Genomic DNA, 19,478 nt, shown 5'->3' on the forward strand with positions numbered 1-19,478 from the left:
TGCAGCCAGTCTACTGGGGCGACGCCTGGTTCCGGTCCTCGCCGGGCTGCTCCGAAACGCCCGAATAGACGGCGGCCAGCCCCGAACGCGATGTGACGTTGAACTTGGCGTAGATCCGGGTCAGGTGGTACTGGACGGTCTTGACTGAGACGTACAGTTCCGCGGCGGCTTCCTTGTTGCTGGACCCGGCAGCTACCAGGTCCGCCACCGCTTTCTCCTGTTCCGTGAGTTCGGCATGCGGGACTGCAGCCAGAAGCGGGGCCGGGACCGACGACGGCCTCCCTGGCTCCGGCCGGCTGAGCGCGCCGGCACGGGGAGCGCCGCGGCTGCCTGCCCCCGAGGGAACTCCGCTGGCGCGCATCTCGCGGGAGCAGCGCTCCACGTACGCGCGGGCACCCAGTACCTCAAAAAGGTCACGGGCTTCCGCAAGCATGGTGGCTGCTTCACGCCTTTTTCCCGCCCGCCGGAACGACTGGCCGTAGGCGAACTTGACCCGGGCACGGGCGTAGGGCAGGGGCAATCCGTCCAGTTGCCTGAGTCCGCCCAGGAAACTGGTCCGGGCCGCGTCCAGGTCACCGCTCGCAGCATGGATCCTGCCACGGACATATGCGAGCCGCGCCAGGGTGGACCGGTGTGCGCGCTGCCCGGCAAGCTGCTCGAGGGGGACCAGGAAGGCGTCGGCTTCGTCCACCCGCCCGGTCATGACAAGCGCGTTGGCATAGTGGTCCTGCCAGGGCCAGAAACCCGGTTCGTCGATCCCCGTGGTGCGCGGCATCCGCAGCACGGGCACCAACGCCCGGAGGACGCCGTCGTAGTCTGCCTTGGTCTCCGCCACCTGGGCCTGGGCGAGGCAATAGGGCAAGAGCATCACGGGATAGCTGTCCGCCGGCGCGGCACCCTGTTCCAGATGACCTGCGGCGGCATCCCAGTCGCCCCGGATGGCATGGATCTGGGCTCCGGTCCAGTGGATCAGCGGCCGCAGCAACTCCATCCCGGATTCCTCCTGGGCGGAAGCGGCACTTTGGACGGTTCGGAGGGCGTCATCCCACGCCCCCAGCGCGAAGTCTGCCCGGGCCAGCCACCCCTGGGCCCACAGGGCGATGCGTTGTGAACCATGGGCGAAATCAGTGGATGCGGCCCCGGCGAGGGTATCCCGCGCTGTTTCCACGTTGTCCAGGGCCAGGTCCAGCCAACCCTTTCCCATGTCCCGCCTCATTCGCTGGGCTCCCTGCCACAACTGGCCGCTCTCATTCCGGTAGCTCAGTTGCGCCTCGTCGATGCGGCCCATGGCGCCCAGCCCCAGGCCCTCAATGGCCCGGGCTTCAACGGCTGCCGGACTGTCCGGTGCTGCGAGCTGGCGCGCGCGCTCGGCCCACATCACCAGGTCCCGGCCGTGGAAGCGGGCCAGGGCGTGCAGGACCTGGCGCTGGCAGATTCCGGCGGCCGTCTCCGGCGCGGTGGCGGGGTCGACGGCGGTCCAGGCCTTTTGGAGCAACGCGTCGGCCTGTGCGGGGCGGCCACGAAGGATGGCAAGGTATCCGCGGACGGCGTCACTAAGCGGCCCGGGGGCGAACGAGTCCAGCGTGTCCAGGGCGGTCAGCGCCCTGGCAAGGTCGCCGGCCCCCAACATGGCGTCCACGGTCCTGATGACCAGGGATTCGCGGGCCGCCGGCTGCGGGTGAAGGCGCGCCGCCTGGGTGTACGCCTCCGCGGCAGGACGCCAGGCGCCCTGGGCGGCGAACCCTTCGGCGGCCGCTTCCAGTTCGGCGGACAGCACGGCGTCCGGCAGCAGCGCGGCAGCTGCCCGGTGCCGGAGCCGCTGCGCCTCGGAAGCCATGATCCGTGACGCGGCCGTGTGCAGTTCGGAACGAAGCGCCGGCCCGAGGTGCTGATAGACGGCAGACCGCAGGACGGGAAGAGGAAACTCGAGCCTGGTTTCGGCTTCCGCCGTACTCAGCCGCAGCAGGCCGGCGGCGGCTGCCGAATCGACGGCTGCCACGGCATCCTTGATGCCGGCCAATTCCACCGCCACGGACAACTGCGAGCACCTGCCCAGGACAGCCGCGGCCTGGGTCAGCGCCATGGCATCGGCCGACAGCTGTTTGAGGGCGGCCGCGGTGGACGCCACGCAGCTGGCCGGTGCGGGCAGTGAATCGTGGTTGGCATACCAGGCTGATTGCGGGAATTCTGCCAGCAGGGACCGGACCAGGCTTGGGTCACCACCGGTGTGGTCAACCAGCGCGCGTGCCGCCGGCATGCTCAAGCCATGGCCGGGCCCGGCACGCCACATCGCCTGGACTTCCGCCGGGGTGAGGGCCCCGAGGACGATGGTGTGTGCGCCCGGAAACCGCAGCAGGCCTTCCAGTGCTTCGTTTCGCTCAGGCAGTTCCCTGTTTCGCTCAGGCCGGTCCGCAGGGTGATCCGGTTCGGGATCGAGGGTCAGAATGGTCAGCATCGGGAGCTGTCCAGCCCTGCGCAGCGCGTACAGGAGTACCCGGAGCGAGGCTGCATCTGCCAGTTGGATGTCGCTGACACACAGGATCAGGACGTGGCCGGGCGCCGTCACTGTGTCGATGAGGGCCAGGAGCCGGTCTCCGAATTCGCTCACTGTGCCCGGACTGCCGGCGTGGCCTCGGGGCCCGGCATTGTGCTGCGCGAGCAGCTGCTCAACCATCCCGAACGGAATGTGCTGCTCAGCCGCTGCGCCCGCTGCCCGGAGCACGGTGGCGTCCTGGCCGGCGGTCATATGGCTGGCGGGTCCACGGCGGTCTCCTTGGGGGGCGGTGCCCGCGCGCAGCAGCGACTCCACGAGCCGGGTCTTGCCCATGCCGCGGCCGCCGCTGATCACGGCAAGCGTAGGCAAACCGGAACGGGCGGCGCCCAGCAGCCCAAGCAATTGCCTGGTCTGCTGGGCGCGTTCGTCCGCTGCCGGTCCTGTGCTGGTGTCAGACATGGTTCCCAACACTAGCGGACGGGCTGACTGTTTCCGGTGCCTTGGCCGGGACGGTTATTGCCCGCGGGCTGCGGACCACCATGGTGACGCAGCCGCCGATCAGCGCCACTGCGGCGAACACCAGGAATGCCACGTTGGTGGGAGCCTGGGCACTGATCAGGAAGCCGCCCACGAGCGGTCCAAAAATCCCGCCGAGCCTGCCGAAACCGGCGCACCATGCCACTCCTGCCACCCGGGCAGGAGTGGGATAGAAGTTGGAGACAAAGCCGTACACCAGGACCTGCGTTCCCAGGCTGCCTACACCGGCGAAGGCAACGGCCGCCAGCAGGAGAGGCAGCGGGAAGCTCAGGGTGAGGAGGACCAGGGCCACGGCAGCGATCACAAAGGTAGTGGACACAATCGCCCTGGGTCCGAACCTGTCCGCAAACTTCGAGGCGACCAGGCCGCCCACCACGGCGCCGGCGTTCAGCGCCAGCAGGAACGTCAGGGAATAGGTCTTGCCATAGCCGTGCTGGCCCATGATCTCCGGCAGCCAGGTGTTCAGTCCGTAGGTCAGCAGCAGTCCGCAGAAACTCATCAGTCCGAGCAGGACGGTGGGCTTGCGGTAGGTGCCGGAGGCCAGTGCCGCGAATCCGGTGAGCGGGCTGCCATCCCTGCGCAGGGCAGGCGGTGGCGGCGTGACGGCGAGGGGGCGCAGGCCGGAAGCGCCGCCGTCGGACGCGGTTCCGGAAGCCGCCGCAGCCGCCATGCCGTCGGGTGTGCTGACCTCCAGGGCAATGCCTGTCCTGGCGGAAAGCCGGATGGCCTCGTCGGTGCGGCCGCGGGCCTGCAGCCAGCGCGGAGATTCGGGCAGTTTCCAGAGCGCCAGGGGGAACAGGATGACCAGGGGCAGCGCGCCGATCAGGAACAGGCCGCGCCAGTCGGTGACTCCGTTGAGCACAATTGCGAGCAAGGAGGCCAGGAGTCCGCCTGCGGGCACCCCCGAATACACAATCGCGTTGTAGAAATTGCGTTTGCCGGCAGGCGCGAACTCCGCCACGACGGCGCCGGCTGTGGCCACCAGCGCGCCTACCCCGATCCCGGTGAGGAAGCGGAGGATGCCGAACGCGGGGACGCTCGTAGCCAGCGACGTGAGCGCCATGCCAACGGAGAACCACACGATGTTGATCAGCATCATTTTGCGGCGTCCCAGGAAGTCGCCGACGGCGCCGGCCGTGAGCGCGCCCACCAGAACGCCCATCAGGGCGTAGCTGCCCAAGGCGCCGGCCTGGGCGGCATCGAGTGCCCCCAACTGGCTGGGATCGCGAAGGAGGGCCGGCACCACCGTCCCGTAGACCACGAGGTCGTAACCGTCAAAGATCAGGGCTGTGGCCGCAATGGCCATCACCCAGCGAACTGTCCTGGTTCCGGTGACATCACCGGATAGGGGGAGTGCTTTCATTGCGGGCTCCATTGCCTTGGGCCGCGTCGTCGCGGCCGGTGGGTACTGCGGATGAAACCGGGTAGCGCTAACTGTCGTTATGAAGGTTCAAAACGACAGTTAGCGCTACTAAGTTGGGGGCATAGCTGGGCTTGCCGTGGTTCTCTAGCCCAGGTCGCCGCCGGCGACTGCCAGGACGCTTCCGGTGATGTACGACGCCTCATCGGAAGCCAGGAAGGCGATAGGCCCTGCCTGTTCGTCCAGGGTCCCGTAGCGCTTCATCAGGGATGAATCGATGGTCTGGTCCACAATTTGCTGATACCAGGCCTTCTCCCTGTCGCTGTCCGGCTGGGGGCCGCGCACCACCTTACGTGGCGGCGCTTCGGTGCCGCCTGGCGCGGTGGCGACCACGCGGATTCCATGCGGGGCAGCTTCCAGGGCCAATGCCGCGGTGATGGCCTTCACCCCACCCTTGGCGGCAGCGTACGGGACACGGTTAACACCGCGGGTCGCTACCGAGGCGACGTTAACGATCACGCCGCCTTGCTGGCTGATCATGTGCGGCAGGATGGCCCGGCAGGCCCACAACGTGGGGAAGAGGGACCGCTGGATTTCCTTGGTGATCTCCTCCGGTCCGTAGTGTTCGAAGGGCTTGGCCCAGATAGTGCCGCCCACGTTGTTAATGAGGACGTCGATCCGGCCGCGCAGCTTGAGCGCTTCCTCGACGGCGGCGCTGGCACCTTGGAAGGTTTCCAGGTCCGCGGTAACCCCGACGGCGGTTGTTCCGTCTGTTGCTGCGCTTGCGGCCAGTTCCGCAGCCACCTCGTGGACCAGCTCAGCCCGGTCCACCAGGACAGTGTCTGCCCCCTCGGCGGCGACGCGTGCTGCCACGGCACGTCCGATTCCCTGGGCAGCACCCGTCACCACTACAACCTTCCCGGCGAACCGGCCCGGGCTGATGGCCCGGGCACCGGTGCCTTCCCGCGCACCGGTCACGCTCAAGCGCCGGCCCCGGCGAGGGCAGGCGCCGGCGCCGTGCTGCCGACGGCGAACCGCTCGTAGTAGAAGTTCGTCGGGGTGATGCCCTGTGTGTCCCAGTACTTACGGACAGCGTCCACCATGGCGGGCGGGCCGCAGAGGTAGACGTCCACGTCGCCGTCGTTCAGTTGCCCGGCGGTGATGTGCTGTGTCACGTAACCTTTGTTCGGGGCGGAGCTTTCGGGGTCGGCCACGCAGTAAGCGAACGTGAAGTTTTCGATCGCGTCGGCGTACTGCTGCAGCTTGTCCAGCTCCACGAGGTCCTTGTCGAACGTGACGCCGTAGACCAGGTGCACGGGGTGGGCGGGTGCTTCGGCCAGGCCGGTGGCGATCTTGTCCAGCATGGACAGCAGCGGGGCGATGCCGGTGCCGCCTGCGAGCATGAGGGCGGGCCGCTTGATGTCGCGGAGGAAGAAGCTCCCCATCGGGCCTGTCAGCGGGATTACGTCACCGACGGCCGCACGTTCCTTGAGGTAAGTGGTCATGGCTCCGTCCGGGGCCGTGCGGACGAGGAAGCGCAGCTCGTCCGCTGCGGGGCCGCTGCTGAACGAGTAGGACCTCACAGCATCGGTGCCCGGGACCGCAAAGTTCATGTATTGGCCGGGCAGGAAGTTCAGGCCCCCGCGGTTCTCGACGGTCAGGGTGAGGGCTGCGGTGTTGTCCGCAAACCAGCTGAGCTCCTTGACAGTGGCCTGGAACGTCGTCGCTCCTACCTTGGCCATCTCCGACGTGCCGGAAATCTGCAGGACAAGGTCTGTCTCCGGGACCATTTGGCAGGGGAGGCAAAAGCCCTTCTCGGCTTCATCCTCGGTGAGGGCCTCGTCAATGTAGTCGCCGCCGTCGTATTTTCCCGATTCGCAGAACGCTTTGCAGGTGCCGCAGGCGCCGTCGCGGCAGTCGAAGGGGATGTTGATCCGGTTTTTATAGGCTGCGTCGGCCACGGTCTCGTACTTGTTTGCCGTCACAAACCGGGTGACGCCGTCCTCAAAGCTGAGGGCAATCTGGTAACTCATGGGAACTCGATTCGACTCGTTCGAAAAATCAGATGTGGTAGATGTCCACGATGTGGTGGATGTAGTCGTTTTTCAGGACGACCTTTTTCTTTCGGATCACGGGCTGCGTGCCGGAGTAGTCGATCGTGTAGAACGACGTTCCGAAGTACGGATCGATGTTCTGGTAGCGGTAGTAGAGCGTGTGCCAGTTGAAGCGGATGTCCACCTGGTCGCCGTTCCATTCGATGACCTCAACGTTGGTGATGTTGTGGCCGGTCCGCGGTTCGGGCAGGCTGGTCGCGCTGGAGCGGTCGGTCTTAATACGGAACACGCGGTCCTCGAGGCCACCACGGTTGGCGTAGTAGATCAGCGAAATCTCGCGCTGCGGATCGCTGGTCAGTTCGTCGTCGTCCGCCCAGGCAGGCATCCAGAATTCGGCTTCGGGGTGGTAGCAATCAAGCCAGCGGTCAAACTCGCGGTCGTCGAGGAACCGAGCTTCGCGGTAAAGGAAGGCGCGGATTTCTTCCAGCGTGACGGGGCCGGCTGGTACGGCGACGGGCGTGACGACGTCGGTGGTCTGGGTCATGGGATTCTCCTCGGTCTCGGTGCCGGACTAGTTCCGGGCTGCAGCGTCTGCAGCTTCGGCGGACACGGCCTGGCGCATGGTCTCTACCCAGTAGCCGTGCTGGATGGGGTAGAGGCCTTCGTCTTCAGTCCGGAGACCACTGGAGATGGGCTCGAGGCCGATCTTGGCCGCGTTCTCGTCCGGGCCAGTGATCTGGTGCGTGACGCCGCGGCTGAGGTCGTTCCACGGCGCTGCTGTTGCCATGTAGGTCTTCTGGCAGGAGCGGAACTCCTCCAGGTCATCCGGGGTTGCCATGCCGGAAGCGTTGAAGAAGTCCTCGTACTGGCGGATGCGGTTGGCGCGGTTCTGGTCGCTTTCACCCTTGGGTGCGATGCAGTAGATGGTCACTTCGGTCTGGTCCACCGAGATGGGCCGGAAGTGCCGGATCTGGGAACCGAACTGGTCCATCAGGTACACGTTCGGGTAGAGGCAGAGGTTGCGGGAAATGTTGATCATCCAGTCAGCCTTGGCCTCGCCGTACTGCTCCACCAGCTCGTCGCGGCGGTCGAACAGCGGGCGGTTGGACGGGTCCAGCCATTCGGTCCAGAGCAGCAGGTGGCCGTGGTCGAAGGAGTAGTAGCCGCCCTTCTGCTTGGCCCAGCCGCCGGCGTCCATGTTTTTGGTTTCGTTGGCCGACTCGCCGGTGGTGCGGCGGGCGGTGGTGGCTGCGTAGTTCCAGTGCGTCGCGGACACGTGGTAGCCGTCGGCGCCGTTCTCGGCCTGCAGCTTCCAGTTGCCGTCATAGGTGTAGGTGGATGCGCCGCGCAGGACTTCCAGGCCTTCCGGGGATTGGTCCACGATCATGTCGATGATCTTGGTGGATTCGCCGAGGTGCTCCTCGAGGGGCTTGACGTCGGGGTTGATGCTGCCGAAGAGGAACCCGCGGTAGTTCTCGAACCTGGCGACCTTGGTCAGGTCGTGGGAGCCATCTTTGTTGAACTGCTCCGGGTAGCCGGCGTCGCGCGGGTCCTTGACCTTGAGCAGCTTGCCGGTGTTGTTGAACGTCCAGCCATGGAACGGGCAGGTGAACGTGGTGCGGTTGTCCGTCTTGCGCCGGCACAGCATGGCGCCGCGGTGGCTGCAGGCGTTGATCAGGGCGTTCAGTCCGCCCTGCTTGTCACGGGAAATGATGATCGGCTGGCGTCCGATGTACGTCGTGAAGTAGTCGCCCACGTTCGGGACCTGGCTTTCGTGGGCCAGATACACCCAGTTGCCCTCGAAGATGTGCTTCATCTCGAGTTCGAAGAGGGCTTCATCGGTGAAGATGCTCCGCTTCGCGCGGAACACGCCGTTCTCGTGATCCTCCACAAGGGCTTGGTCAAGGTGGGCACGAATGCCCGCCAGCGTCTCTGTCATGTTGGCTCCTCTCGGTATCGGGCTGCATCGCCCGGTCAGCAGGCGGTATCGCCCGGTTGCCGGGCTGCGTTGCCCGTGGACCGCCAAAATGAACGGCGGCCAAACTGAATGCAACCAACTCTGTCAGTGAGTGGCGGGCATCACACTAGGTGTTTACCTAGGCTCGCCTAGGGTCCCATTGAGACTTTAGGAGTCTGAAATGCTGTGAATTGTGTATTTGTTGAATACTAAATTTCCCCCTACGCTGTTGCCCAGCGACGACTTATGTTGTCCAGACCACACGGAAGGAGCGCCGGGAATGGAACTGCGGCATTTGCGCTATTTCGTTGCGGTGGCCGACACCTGTCACTTTGGCCAGGCTGCCGAGCGCCTGGAGATGGCCCAGCCGCCGTTGTCCCATCAGATCAGGCAGCTTGAAGCAGAGCTGGGCGCCGAACTCTTTGCGCGCACCACCAGAAGCGTGAGCCTGACCCCGGCAGGGGAGGCCTTTCTTATTGATGCGCAGCGCATTCTGCATAACGTCGAGGAGGCTGCCCGGCGCGTGCGGCGGTTCGCGGACGGAAAGGCCGGGACACTTCGCATCGGGCTGACGGGGACAGCGTCCTATGCCCAGCTGCCCATCCTGGCTCGGCTCGTCAAGGAGCAGCTGCCGGACGTCGTCCTGGATATCCATACAGAACTGCTGACACCCGCCATCGAAATGGCACTGGCCTCCGGTGACCTCGACGTCGGTGTGCTCCGGCCGCCGGTCCACGATGCGTCGCTGAACCTGCGGACCATAGCGCGCGAACAGTTCGTGGTTGCGTTACCGGAAGGGCACCGGCTCGCCGGCGCCGGCACCCTGGGTATCGGCGAGCTCCGGGCAGAGGGCTTCGTGACGTACCCGGCAGCTTCCCGCTCGGTGATCCGCGACGCCGTGGTGCGCGCCTGCCAGGCGGCGGGCTTCTACCCCCGGGTTGCTCACGAATCCAACAAAACGTCCACGCAGCTTTCCCTCGTTGCCGCCGGACTCGGGATCGCCGTCCTGCCGGAATCCGTCCGGGGAATCGCGCTCGCCGGTGTGCAATACAGGGCAGTCACGGGCGCGGACGACGTCGAGCTGGCGCTGGCATGGTGCCGCGGCGGCGAGTCGCCGCTGGTCGACTCATTCCTCGCCACCCTCGATGACAACAACCTATTTCTTGACTCAAGCTACTCCGGAGGACATCCGTGAAAATTACATCCATTGAGGCGATTCCATTCGCCATTCCCTACCTGAAGCCCCTGCGGTTCGCCAGCGGCGAGGTGCACACCGCCCTCCACGTTCTGGTGCGCGTGACGAGCGACGAAGGGATTGTGGGTGTAGCGGAGGCGCCGGCCCGGCCTTTCACGTACGGCGAGACGCAGGAATCCATCGTGGCGGTCATTCAGACGCTGTTCGCACCGCAGCTGTTAGGAATGTCCATCCTGGACCGCGAAGCAATGCATGCCGTGATGAACCGGACCGTCGGAAACCCAACGGCGAAGTCTGCGGTTGACATGGCTGTGTGGGATGTTATCGGGCAGACCCTCGGGCACCCGGTCTCGGCGCTGCTCGGCGGCTTCACCGACAGCATGCGGGTCAGCCACATGCTCGGCTTCGCTGAACCGGCCAAGATGGTGGCCGAAGCTGAGCGCATGCGCGACACGTACGGAATCACCACCTTCAAGGTAAAAGTCGGCCGCAGGCCCTTCGGCCTGGATGTCGACGTCTGCCGCGCCCTCCGTGAGGAGATGGGCGGAGACATCGACCTGTACATCGACGGCAACCGTGGCTGGACGCCGTCGGAATCCCTGCGTGCCCTCAACGCCATGGCGGACCTGGACCTCACACTGGCCGAAGAGCTGTGCCCCGCGGATGATGTCCTCGGCCGCAAGTGGCTGGTGGACCACTGCAACGTACCGTTCGTGGCGGACGAGAGTGCCACGAAGCCCGGCGAAGTAACCCGCGAACTGCTCAGCGGCGCGGCCAATGCCGTGAGCATCAAAACGGCGCGGACCGGCTTCTCGCACTCCCAGCGGGTGCTTTTCCAGTGCGACGGAATGGGCGCCGAAGTGGTGATGGGCAACCAGATCGACGGCCAGATCGGCACCCTCTGCACCGTCACATTTGGCGCCGCTTTCGAGTCCACCACGCGGCGGGCAGGGGAGCTGTCCAACTTCCTGGACATGAGCGATGACCTGCTGGCCGAGCCGCTGGAAATCGTCGACGGCCGGCTGTCCGTCCGCGAGGTCCCCGGCATCGGCCTGGACATCGACCCGTGGAAACTTGCCAAGTACCGCGTTGACCAAAGCAACTAAGACCAAATCCAACCCAACAAATTAGGCGCCGACCCCGCTGTCGGTGCCGCATGACGAAAGAGAGTCGACGATGACAAGCCTGACCGAATTTGACGCCAAAGCGGCAGAATCCGGCAATGCAGCAACCGAGCGCTTCCGCGACAGCGGCAAGACTGCAGCGATTGAGGTTCCCAAGGAACGCGTTTCCCTCCTTGCCAATGAGGTCCTGTCCGCGGTCTACGAGACCGTCCGCAAGCACAAGGTGAGCTATGACGAGTTCAACGCCCTCAAAGCATGGCTGATCAACGTGGGCGAGGACGGCGAATGGCCGCTGTTCATGGACGTCTGGGTGGAGCACGTCATCGAGGAAGTCTCCACGGAGGACCGCGAAGGAAACAAGGGCAGCATCGAAGGCCCGTACTACATTCCCGGTTCGCCGGAACTTGCGACGCCGGCAACCCTGCCCATGCGCGAGGATGAGGGCGGCACGCCGCTGCTGTTCCAGGGCCAGGTCCGGGCGGTTGACGGCACTCCGCTCGCCGGTGCCAAGATTGAAATCTGGCACGCTGACGACAACGGTTTCTACTCGCAGTTTGCCCCGGGTTTGCCCGAGTGGAACCTGCGCGGAGCCGTCATCGCCGATGCCGATGGTAACTTCGCGCTCAACACCGTGCAGCCGGCGCCTTACCAGATCCCCACTGACGGTGCCTGCGGCAAGCTGATTGCAGCGGCGGGCTGGCACGCCTGGCGTCCGGCACACCTGCACCTGAAGGTCACGGCCCCCGGCCACCAGCTGCTGACTGCCCAGCTCTACTTCGACGGCGACCAGCATCTCTCCGACGACATCGCCTCGGCAGTCAAGCCCGAACTCGTACTGAACCCCAGCGAGCGCACCGACGCAGCAGGCAACGAGGTCACCTACGACTTCGTCCTGGACGCAGCACGCTCCTAGTGTGACCGCAGCGGGCCCGGTGTGACCGCACAGGAAAGGACCCGGTTCTTCAGAACCGGGTCCTTTGTTGATTGATTCTGCTGTTTGCCCGCTGGCTTTCAGTGGGTCCTGCCGTCAGAAGATGCGCAGTGTGTAGTTGGTGCTGGGCAGGTCCAGGGCGGACCAGGCCTGGTCGGAGGTGACGGGCGGGGTGTGGCCGCGGCCATCGCGCAGGAGCGCTGAGACGGTCGCTGCGACAGCGACGAGGAGGAGGACTACGAGGATGATTCCGAAGGTTTCCATGCCTCTATGGTTCTCCGATTGCCATCCAATCAACAGTGGCAGAAATGACCAAAAAGGGTAAATTTCTGCCATAATGGAAGCATGCTGAAATCAGTGGCAGTCATCGTTGTCCCCAACTTTTCGATCTTCGAATTCGGCACGGCGTGTGAGGTCTTCGGTATCGACAGATCCGGGCGTGGCAGTGGCGTCCCGTCCTTCGACTTCCGGGTCTGCACGCCCGAGCCCGGTAACGTCAGGATGAAGTCGGGCCTCTCCATGAACGTGAGCCTGGGCCTGGAGGCCGCGGCTGATGCAGACTTGGTAATCATGACTCCGTTCGGTCGGGACGAAGACGTCCCCGAGTCCGTAATGGAAGCATTGCGCGCCGCGGACGCCCGCGGAGCGTGGGTGATGTCCATCTGTTCGGGGGCATTCGCCCTTGCCCGCGCAGGTCTTTTGAACGGTCGGCGTTGCACCACCCATTGGCACTACTCCCATGAGCTCGCAAGCCGGTATCCGGACGCTCAGGTTGATGAGAATGTGCTCTATGTGCAGGACGGCAACCTGATCACCAGCGCCGGCACCGCTGCGGGGATAGATGCCTGCCTTCACCTGGTCCGGGTTGAGCTGGGCGCAAATGTTGCCGCTGCGATTGCCCGCGACATGGTGGTTCCACCGCACCGCGACGGCGGCCAGGCGCAGTTCATCGACCGGCCCATGCCCGCTTGCGGATCAGCGCCGATGGAAGAGCTGCTCCGCTGGATGGTGGAGAACCTGGACCGGGAGCACACCGTGGGTGACCTCGCCACCCGGGTGCACATGTCGGCCAGGACCTTTGCCCGCCGGTTCCGCTCCGAAACCGGGGCAACGCCAGCGGCCTGGCTGAACTCCCAACGGGTCCTCCGGGCGCAGGAGCTGTTGGAGTCCACGGACCTGAATATTGACGAGGTCGCCAGGGAGTCTGGCTTCGGCCATCCGGTCCTGTTGCGGCACCATTTTGCCAAGGTGCTCGATACGAGCCCTCAGTCCTACCGCCGGGCATTTCGGGGCCAGCTGGAGGCCGTGGTCTAGCGGGAGTCTTCGGCTGCTGCCCTGGTGCTGTCGACGAGCACCCGCCACGGACCAGTGACCCTCTGCTCCGGCAGGGCCGCGCGCCGTTGGCCCGCCCGGATCGAATAGATAAACCGGTCCGGCTGGCTTCCCTCAGCCTCGGCGGCTGCTGCCCGGACAGTCTTGGGTACTGCATCCCAAGGGCACGCCTCGACGATGGGCTGCCACTCACTCTTGGCGCGCTCCGTCTCTGCTGTCACGGTCCACACCCGTGTCAGCGCGGCGATACCGCCGGTACGCTCCACACTTATTTTCATGGCCAGATTCCAGGGCTTCTCACAGCCCGGCTGGCCGGCAGCCGGGCATTGGCTTAAAGCTTGACCTTCACAGTTTCCCACGCCTTCCGTACGGCGTCATGCTCGGCGGAACCGGTACCGAAAAGTTCGACGGCGGCTGCCTCCGTCGCCCTCGCAAAAACACTGAAGGTGGCGGTGGCAGGCAGTGAACCGCCGGTGAGGGTGTCGTACCAGATCTGGCCTGGCGCTTCCCATGCGTTGCCGCCCAATGCCTCTGCAACAAGGTAAAACGCACGGTTGGGGATTCCGGAGTTGATGTGGACGCCGCCGTTGTCCGCGCTGGTCCGCACGTACGAGTCCATCGAGTCCGGTTGTGGATCCTTACCCAGCACGTCGTCGTCGTACGCAGTGCCTGGCGCCTTCAGCGACCGCAGGGCTGAACCTTCCACCTGCGCAGTGAAGAGTCCTTCGCCGATCAGCCAACTCGCATCGGTAACGGACTGTCTGTGCACGTACTGTTCCACGAGAGCGCCGAAGACGTCGGACATGGATTCGTTGATGGCCCCGGCCTGGTTCCGGTACGCCAGCCCGGCGGAGTACTGGGTGACCCCATGCGTGAGTTCGTGCCCGATGACACTCAGGGACCGCGTGAAGCGCTCAAAGACTTCGCCGTCGCCATCGCCGAAGACCATTTGCCGGCCGTCCCAGAAGGCGTTGTCGTAGAGCTTCCCGAAGTGCACAGTCGCATCGAGGGGGAGACCCCCGCCATCGATGGAGTTGCGGCCGAAGATCTCCGCAAACATGCGGTGGGTGTGTCCCAGGCCGTCATAGGCCTCGTCAGTGGACGGGTCCCCGGACTCCGGCTCGCCTTCCTTGCGCACTATCTTCCCGGGGAGGTTCTCGGAACCTGCGGCATCGTAAATGCTCCGGTTTGGCAGGCCGGGCTGGACGTCGCGAAGTCCCGGGGGAACGGCTGGCGCCGGTGCTGTGCGGGCCGATTGGACCGACCGTACGTGGCTCAGTGCTTCCTTGGCCGCCCGCGCGGCGGCTGAGAACTGCGGCGAATCCTGGCGGGCCAACCGCCGGAGCAGGTAGGGCGGAATGATGAAGCAGCGGCCCGTTGAATGATGCCGGGCTGATGGGCGTTCGTCTGGCGAATGCTGGTCTGGAGACTGAATGGCGTACCCCCTCGGATCGGTGAATCCAGCCTACGAGGGGCCACCGACAATCCCATGAAGGCGCACTCGGTCACACCCTGAAAGGCGACGCAGAAACCCCCGCAGCTTTTGCAAGCGGCGGGGGTTTCATTTGTGCCCTCGATAGGATTCGAACCTACGACCTTCTGCTCCGGAGGCAGACGCTCTATCCCCTGAGCTACGAGGGCAATTCAGGGATCCTGCCGTTGCTGGCGGGACGTCCTAGAGCTTAGCAGGATGTTGGCCCGCAATGAAAAACGTGGTCCCGCGAGCCGGCTGGGTGGGCCAAAATTCTCAGTTCCCGATCCTCCCTGCGCCGGACCTCAGTAGCCGGAAAACGAATCCACATGCACGCGTCGTGCGCCCGCTCTCCGGGCCGCCTGGCGCAGCGAAGCGACGCTCGCAGGCGACCCGGAGAGGTAGACGGTGCGGTCGGAAATGTCCGGAACAAGGGCTTTCAGTGTGGTGCCGTCCAGCCGCGCGCTTGGGGTGGCCCCACGCGAAACCGCAGCCCCGGCGTCGGTAATGAATGGCGGCGGGGCGGAACCGTCGGCGATGCGGGCCATGATCCGCGCGCCGGACGCCGCCAGCTCATCCGCATAAGCGATTTCTTCGGTGTTCCTCGCAAGGAGCAGGAGAACCACGTCCCGGTCACGGCCCGCGCCCGCGGCCAGATGCGCCAGGTACGGTGTGATGCCGATGCCGGCGGCGATGAGCAGCACAGGAGTCCGGGGATTGCGTGGCAGGACAAAGTCCCCGCCCACAGCCGTGGCTGTCACGTGATCGCCCGGCTTCAGGTCCAGAAGGACCTTCTTGGCGGCGGAAACCGGCTCGGATGTCCGCACACCGAACTTCACCGTCCCTGATCCGGGGGCGCTGGTCAGGCTGAAGACGCGGCGTCGGCCTTTCCCGTCGGACTTGGCGTGCGGCAGGTCCAGTTCCATGTACTGCCCGGGCGCAAAGCGGACGGGGCGGGACGGTTCAAAGGCGAACTCTGTGGTGCTGGGCGTCAAAGCCCGAGAGCCCGCGAACGTCAGCCGCAGCCCGCCCCGCTGGCCCATAAAAAATGCCAGCAGGTTGCCAACCAGCAGGGCCAGTTCGGGGGAGTTGGCGATGAAGCCAAAGTTGTAGGGCACCGCAAACACCACGCCAACAACTGCGGCAAGCGCGAGTTGCTGCCAGCGTCGCGGCGGAAGCGTGAGCGGCTCGGTCAGCATAAAACCGACGAAAAAGAGCAGCGGGCGTTGCGCCAGGGCCTGCCAGATGGCACCACCGAGGGTCATCCCTGCCTGCAGCAGTTCCGAAGTCACAATCGAGGTGGCCACCACGAGGAAGACGGCCGCCATGAGGAACTTCCTGGTGCGGTACACCACCAGCAGGATGCCTGGTACGAGCAGCAACAGCATGGCAGGTGTCGCGGCCCACCACGTGGCGACGTTCAGCCCGGTCAGCCCGGTCACAAAGGCGCCGGCGGCGGCAGGGTTGAAGATGTGCCGGCCGCGCCAGGCCAGAGCGTATTTGGAGGCTGAGGCCAGCACGCAGGCGAGCGCGACGCCGGCCACGTCCATGGGCATAAACGATGGCCAGAACAGGAAGTAAAGCAGCAGGCCAGTGATCAGCGAGGATTCCGAATGCGGCTGCACATGGAACAGCACGGCCAGCGCGCGGTTGGAGGCATAGGTCAGCCCAAGGCACAGTGCCAGATGCACCAGCATCTGCGGTATCCCGAACGTCAACCAGCCGAGTGCGTTCAGCAGGAGGCTGTACGCAGCAAGGGCCGCCAGGACCAGCAGGATCAGCCGGTACATCGTGTACCTACCCAGCAGGGTGTCCAGTCGACCTGCCGGTGTAACAGCCTTGGGGGTTGCAACGGGGCTCATGTGAACAGTGTCCCTTCAAATCCGGCCGAATACGCGGCACTGCCGTCTGAGAACACGGTCAGCCAGGAAAAATTGAAAGTCTTTTCCAGCTCCGCACCGGGGACGAAAAACAGGGCCGTCGCCAACGCATCAGCCAGCATGGTGCTCGATGCCATGGTCCACGTGGCCACTGCCGTGGTGACGGGCCGTCCGGAGGTGCCGTCCAGGACATGATGCAGGCCGTCGCCCCACACCCGGCGGTTTGAGGCAGAGGCGCACAAGGCGCCGCCCGCCAGGGCCACCGTGCCGATTGCCTTGGCTGGATCGTATGGATGCTCCAGCGCAACGGACACCGGATCAGGACCGCTGTGAAACAGGTCCCCGCTGGCGTCAATGAGGAAGCTGTCTTCGCCGCAGGAGCGCAGCTCAGCCGCCAGGAGATCCACCAGTTGGCCTTTCCCGGCGGCGCCGATGTCCAGGACGAGGGGCACGCTGTTGGTGAGGACGGTGCCGTCCCAGTCCAGGGAATCCTCCCAACGGGGTGCCGCCACCGCGGAACCTGCAGGGCGCAGGGAGTAGGCGGCGTCGTATCCCAGCTGTTCCAGGCTGCTGCCGATGAGGGGAGTCATGGCGCCCCCGGTGATCTCGTACAGCGAGCGGTAAAGGTGGCCAAGGGCCGCAGCCTCAGCAGGAAGCTCGTACTGCCCCGGCTCGCGGGCCATGGCACTGACGGTGGAATCCGGACGGAACCGTGACCACTCGCCGTCGTACCGTTCCACCTCCGCCAGCAACCGTGCGCGGGTGCTGGCGGAAAGTGGCCGGGACGTGGAAATTTCCCAACGGGTACCGATCCCGTCGAAGCGGAAGTCTTCCCACTCAGGATGCGGCACGGCCTACTGGGCCTCGGACTTGATCGTTTCTACGGCCTGGTTGAAGCCACCGCTGGTAAGGGAGGAGCCCGCAACCTTGGATACCTTCAGCTCGTCGATGCTTTTGCCCACCACTTGGGCCGCGATTCCGCCGGCGAATTCGCCCTGGAACTTGCGCGTGTTCGGGTTGGACGGGTGCTGGGTGATGTTGACGGCCGTGACCGTGCCGGAGGCGAGCGTAAGTTCAACTCCCACCGTTTCGGTGCCGTTCGGCGAGACATAGGTGCCGTCGGCACTGTAGGTGCCGTCCTGGTACAGGGAACCGCTGCCGGCCAAAGTTGATGATGTGTCCGACGGGTTGGAAGTGCCGGCGGAGCTGTTGTCGGAAGTTGGTGCAGGCGTGGCGGACGGCGCACAGCCGGCCACCGTTCCGGCGAGGGACAGGCCGGCGATCCCGGCGAAAACACTCTTGCGGACTGACGGTCTCATAGGGGGCTCGTTTCGTGGGCTGGGTGCTTACGGTGTACTCGACGTCGGTTTCAGCGTAATGGTTCACCCTGTGAATCAGCAGTGCGTCCGCTGTGCGCGATCAGCCGCCGCCGCGCGGTCACCTGCGGTGCTCAAGTTCGTTCACGTGGCGGCCGCCGGTAGGCTAGAGGGGTGACTCCCGAAGAACTCTCCCTCGCCATATCCGCCTGCCTGAAAGACGCCATCGCCGCCGGTGAAATCGGGCTCTCCGCATCAGCTGTTCCTGATGAGGTGCGCGTGGAGCGACCGAAGAACCGGGAGCACGGCGACTGGGCCACTAATATCGCCCTCCAGCTGTCCAAGCAGGCCGGCACCAACCCGCGCGAATTCGCTACGATCCTCAGCGCCCGGCTGAAGAGCATCGACGGCGTCTCTGCCGTGGACATCGCCGGTCCCGGCTTCCTGAACATCACCGTGGACGCCGGCGCCGCAGGTGCCCTGGCCAAAGCGATCGTCGAAGCCGGCCCGGCATACGGCACCAATACCGCGCTCGCAGGCCATGTGGTCAACATGGAATTCGTATCGGCGAACCCCACCGGCCCGCTGCATATCGGCCACACCCGATGGGCCGCCCTTGGCGACGCCATTGCCCGCGTGCTGCGCGCGTCCGGCGCCGAAGTCACGGCCGAGTACTACATCAACGACGCCGGCTCGCAGATGAACACCTTCGCCCAGTCGGTCTACAACCGGCTCCACGGCCTGCCCGTTCCCGACGGCGGCTACCCAGGCCAGTACATCGCGGACCTCGGCCATGAGGTGCTCACCGAACACCCGGACATCCGCGAACTGACTGAAGTTGCGGCGATTCCCGTGATCCGCTCTGCGGCCTACCAGGCCCAGATGAAGGACATCCAGGCCACGCTCGCGGATTTCGGCGTCGAATTCGACGTGTTCTTCTCCGAGCAGGAACTGCACGACGCCGGCGCGATCGGAAGTGCCGTTGCCCGCCTTCGCGAGCAGGGCCACGTGTTCGACGACGGCGGTGCAGTCTGGCTGCGCACCACGGACTTCGGCGACGACAAGGACCGCGTAATGATCCGGGCCAACGGCGAGCCCACCTACTTCGCCGCCGACGCCGCGTACTACCTCTCCAAGAAGGACCGTGGCTTCACCGAGAAGATCTACCTTCTCGGTGCCGACCACCACGGTTACATCAACCGCCTCAAGGCCATTGCCGCCTGCGCGGGCGACGACCCCGAGGTCAACATCGAGGTGCTGATCGGCCAGCTGGTCTCCGTCAACGGTGCCAAGTTGTCCAAGCGTGCCGGCAACATCATCGAGCTCAAGGACCTCATCGACTGGCTTGGCAAGGATGCCGTGCGTTACTCGCTGGCCCGATTCCCTGCGGATTCGCCGCTGACGCTGGACCCGGACCTGCTCAAGAAGCACAGCAACGAGAACCCGGTCTTCTACGTCCAGTACGCCCACGCGCGTACCCGCGGCGCGGCACGCAACGCGGTTGCTGCCGGTGTGGACCGCAGCGCTTTCGAGGCTTCCCTGCTCGATCATGCCACCGAAAATGAGCTGCTTTCCTACCTGGGCAGCTACCCCTCCATTGTGGCCAAGGCCGCCGAGCTGCGCGAGCCGCACCGCGTGGCACGCCACCTTGAAGTCATTGCCGGCGCCTACCACCGCTGGTATGACGCCTGCCGGATCGCGCCCATGGGTGACGAGCCCGTGACGGACGTCAACCGCACGCGCCTCTGGCTCAACGACGCCACCAGCCAGGTGCTGGCCAACGGCCTGCACCTCCTTGGCGTTTCCGCGCCGGAACGGATGTGACCC

The 19,478-nt window shown here is 65.2% G+C and carries 17 protein-coding genes and 1 tRNA gene; 5 read left to right on the forward strand and 13 right to left on the reverse strand.

The features are described from left to right. Positions 1-10 precede the first annotated feature (10 nt). From J2808_RS03005 to benA, 6 genes are all read right to left on the reverse strand, one after another. Entirely contained in the window at positions 11-2,953 is a 2,943-nt protein-coding gene (locus J2808_RS03005; protein ID WP_309811355.1) for a helix-turn-helix transcriptional regulator, read from the reverse strand. Further along, positions 2,946-4,394, reverse strand: coding sequence for an MFS transporter (locus tag J2808_RS03010; protein ID WP_309811358.1), 1,449 nt, complete (start codon positions 4,392-4,394; stop codon positions 2,946-2,948). Before J2808_RS03010 ends, J2808_RS03005 begins: the two co-directional genes overlap by 8 nt. Positions 4,395-4,538: 144 nt before the next feature. Beyond that, on the reverse strand, positions 4,539-5,369 hold the full coding sequence (locus J2808_RS03015) for a 1,6-dihydroxycyclohexa-2,4-diene-1-carboxylate dehydrogenase (protein WP_309811850.1): 831 nt from the start codon (positions 5,367-5,369) through the stop codon (positions 4,539-4,541). Between the two features lie 2 nt (positions 5,370-5,371). Continuing rightward, entirely contained in the window at positions 5,372-6,424 is a 1,053-nt protein-coding gene (gene benC, locus J2808_RS03020) for a benzoate 1,2-dioxygenase electron transfer component BenC (RefSeq protein ID WP_309811359.1), read from the reverse strand. Positions 6,425-6,452: 28 nt separating this feature from the next. Continuing rightward, on the reverse strand, positions 6,453-6,989 hold the full coding sequence (gene benB / locus J2808_RS03025; RefSeq protein WP_309811362.1) for a benzoate 1,2-dioxygenase small subunit: 537 nt from the start codon (positions 6,987-6,989) through the stop codon (positions 6,453-6,455). A gap of 27 nt (positions 6,990-7,016) precedes the next feature. Continuing rightward, positions 7,017-8,384, reverse strand: coding sequence for a benzoate 1,2-dioxygenase large subunit (gene benA / locus J2808_RS03030; RefSeq protein ID WP_309811365.1), 1,368 nt, complete (start codon positions 8,382-8,384; stop codon positions 7,017-7,019). Between the two features lie 298 nt (positions 8,385-8,682). Between benA and J2808_RS03035 the strand changes: the two genes are divergently transcribed. The 3 genes from J2808_RS03035 (at position 8,683) to catA (ending at position 11,634) form a co-directional block, all read left to right on the forward strand. After that, complete coding sequence (locus J2808_RS03035; RefSeq protein ID WP_309811367.1) at positions 8,683-9,597, forward strand: LysR substrate-binding domain-containing protein; 915 nt, start codon at positions 8,683-8,685, stop codon at positions 9,595-9,597. After that, positions 9,594-10,703: a mandelate racemase/muconate lactonizing enzyme family protein gene (locus tag J2808_RS03040; protein WP_309811370.1), complete on the forward strand. Its 1,110-nt coding sequence runs from the start codon at positions 9,594-9,596 to the stop codon at positions 10,701-10,703. The genes J2808_RS03035 and J2808_RS03040 overlap by 4 nt, the downstream gene beginning before the upstream one ends. A 70-nt stretch (positions 10,704-10,773) precedes the next feature. After that, entirely contained in the window at positions 10,774-11,634 is an 861-nt protein-coding gene (gene catA, locus J2808_RS03045) for a catechol 1,2-dioxygenase (RefSeq protein WP_309811373.1), read from the forward strand. Between the two features lie 114 nt (positions 11,635-11,748). On the opposite strand, the gene J2808_RS03050 is transcribed toward catA, so the two are convergent. Next, positions 11,749-11,916, reverse strand: coding sequence for a hypothetical protein (locus tag J2808_RS03050; RefSeq protein ID WP_309811375.1), 168 nt, complete (start codon positions 11,914-11,916; stop codon positions 11,749-11,751). Between the two features lie 81 nt (positions 11,917-11,997). Between J2808_RS03050 and J2808_RS03055 the strand changes: the two genes are divergently transcribed. Further along, a complete protein-coding gene (locus tag J2808_RS03055) occupies positions 11,998-12,966 on the forward strand; it encodes a GlxA family transcriptional regulator (protein ID WP_309811378.1) in 969 nt (322 codons plus the stop codon). Here the strand turns inward: J2808_RS03055 and J2808_RS03060 are convergent. From J2808_RS03060 to J2808_RS03085, 6 genes are all read right to left on the reverse strand, one after another. Next, positions 12,963-13,262 (reverse strand): protealysin inhibitor emfourin, encoded by a 300-nt coding sequence (locus tag J2808_RS03060; RefSeq protein WP_309811381.1) that lies wholly within the window; start codon positions 13,260-13,262, stop codon positions 12,963-12,965. The genes J2808_RS03055 and J2808_RS03060 overlap by 4 nt on opposite strands. A 53-nt stretch (positions 13,263-13,315) precedes the next feature. Beyond that, complete coding sequence (locus J2808_RS03065; protein ID WP_397427970.1) at positions 13,316-14,320, reverse strand: M4 family metallopeptidase; 1,005 nt, start codon at positions 14,318-14,320, stop codon at positions 13,316-13,318. A gap of 232 nt (positions 14,321-14,552) precedes the next feature. Continuing rightward, positions 14,553-14,625, reverse strand: a tRNA-Arg gene (locus tag J2808_RS03070). Between the two features lie 135 nt (positions 14,626-14,760). Further along, positions 14,761-16,317 (reverse strand): ferredoxin--NADP reductase, encoded by a 1,557-nt coding sequence (locus tag J2808_RS03075; protein WP_309811382.1) that lies wholly within the window; start codon positions 16,315-16,317, stop codon positions 14,761-14,763. Further along, complete coding sequence (locus J2808_RS03080) at positions 16,314-17,186, reverse strand: FAD:protein FMN transferase (protein WP_309811385.1); 873 nt, start codon at positions 17,184-17,186, stop codon at positions 16,314-16,316. The genes J2808_RS03075 and J2808_RS03080 overlap by 4 nt, the downstream gene beginning before the upstream one ends. A gap of 3 nt (positions 17,187-17,189) precedes the next feature. Further along, on the reverse strand, positions 17,190-17,654 hold the full coding sequence (locus tag J2808_RS03085) for an FMN-binding protein (protein WP_309811389.1): 465 nt from the start codon (positions 17,652-17,654) through the stop codon (positions 17,190-17,192). Positions 17,655-17,825: 171 nt separating this feature from the next. Between J2808_RS03085 and argS the strand changes: the two genes are divergently transcribed. Then, positions 17,826-19,475: an arginine--tRNA ligase gene (argS, locus tag J2808_RS03090; RefSeq protein WP_309811392.1), complete on the forward strand. Its 1,650-nt coding sequence runs from the start codon at positions 17,826-17,828 to the stop codon at positions 19,473-19,475. The last annotated feature ends 3 nt before the right edge of the window (positions 19,476-19,478 follow it).

Source organism: Pseudarthrobacter sulfonivorans (genome assembly GCF_031454915.1).
GTDB lineage: Bacteria > Actinomycetota > Actinomycetes > Actinomycetales > Micrococcaceae > Arthrobacter > Arthrobacter sulfonivorans_C.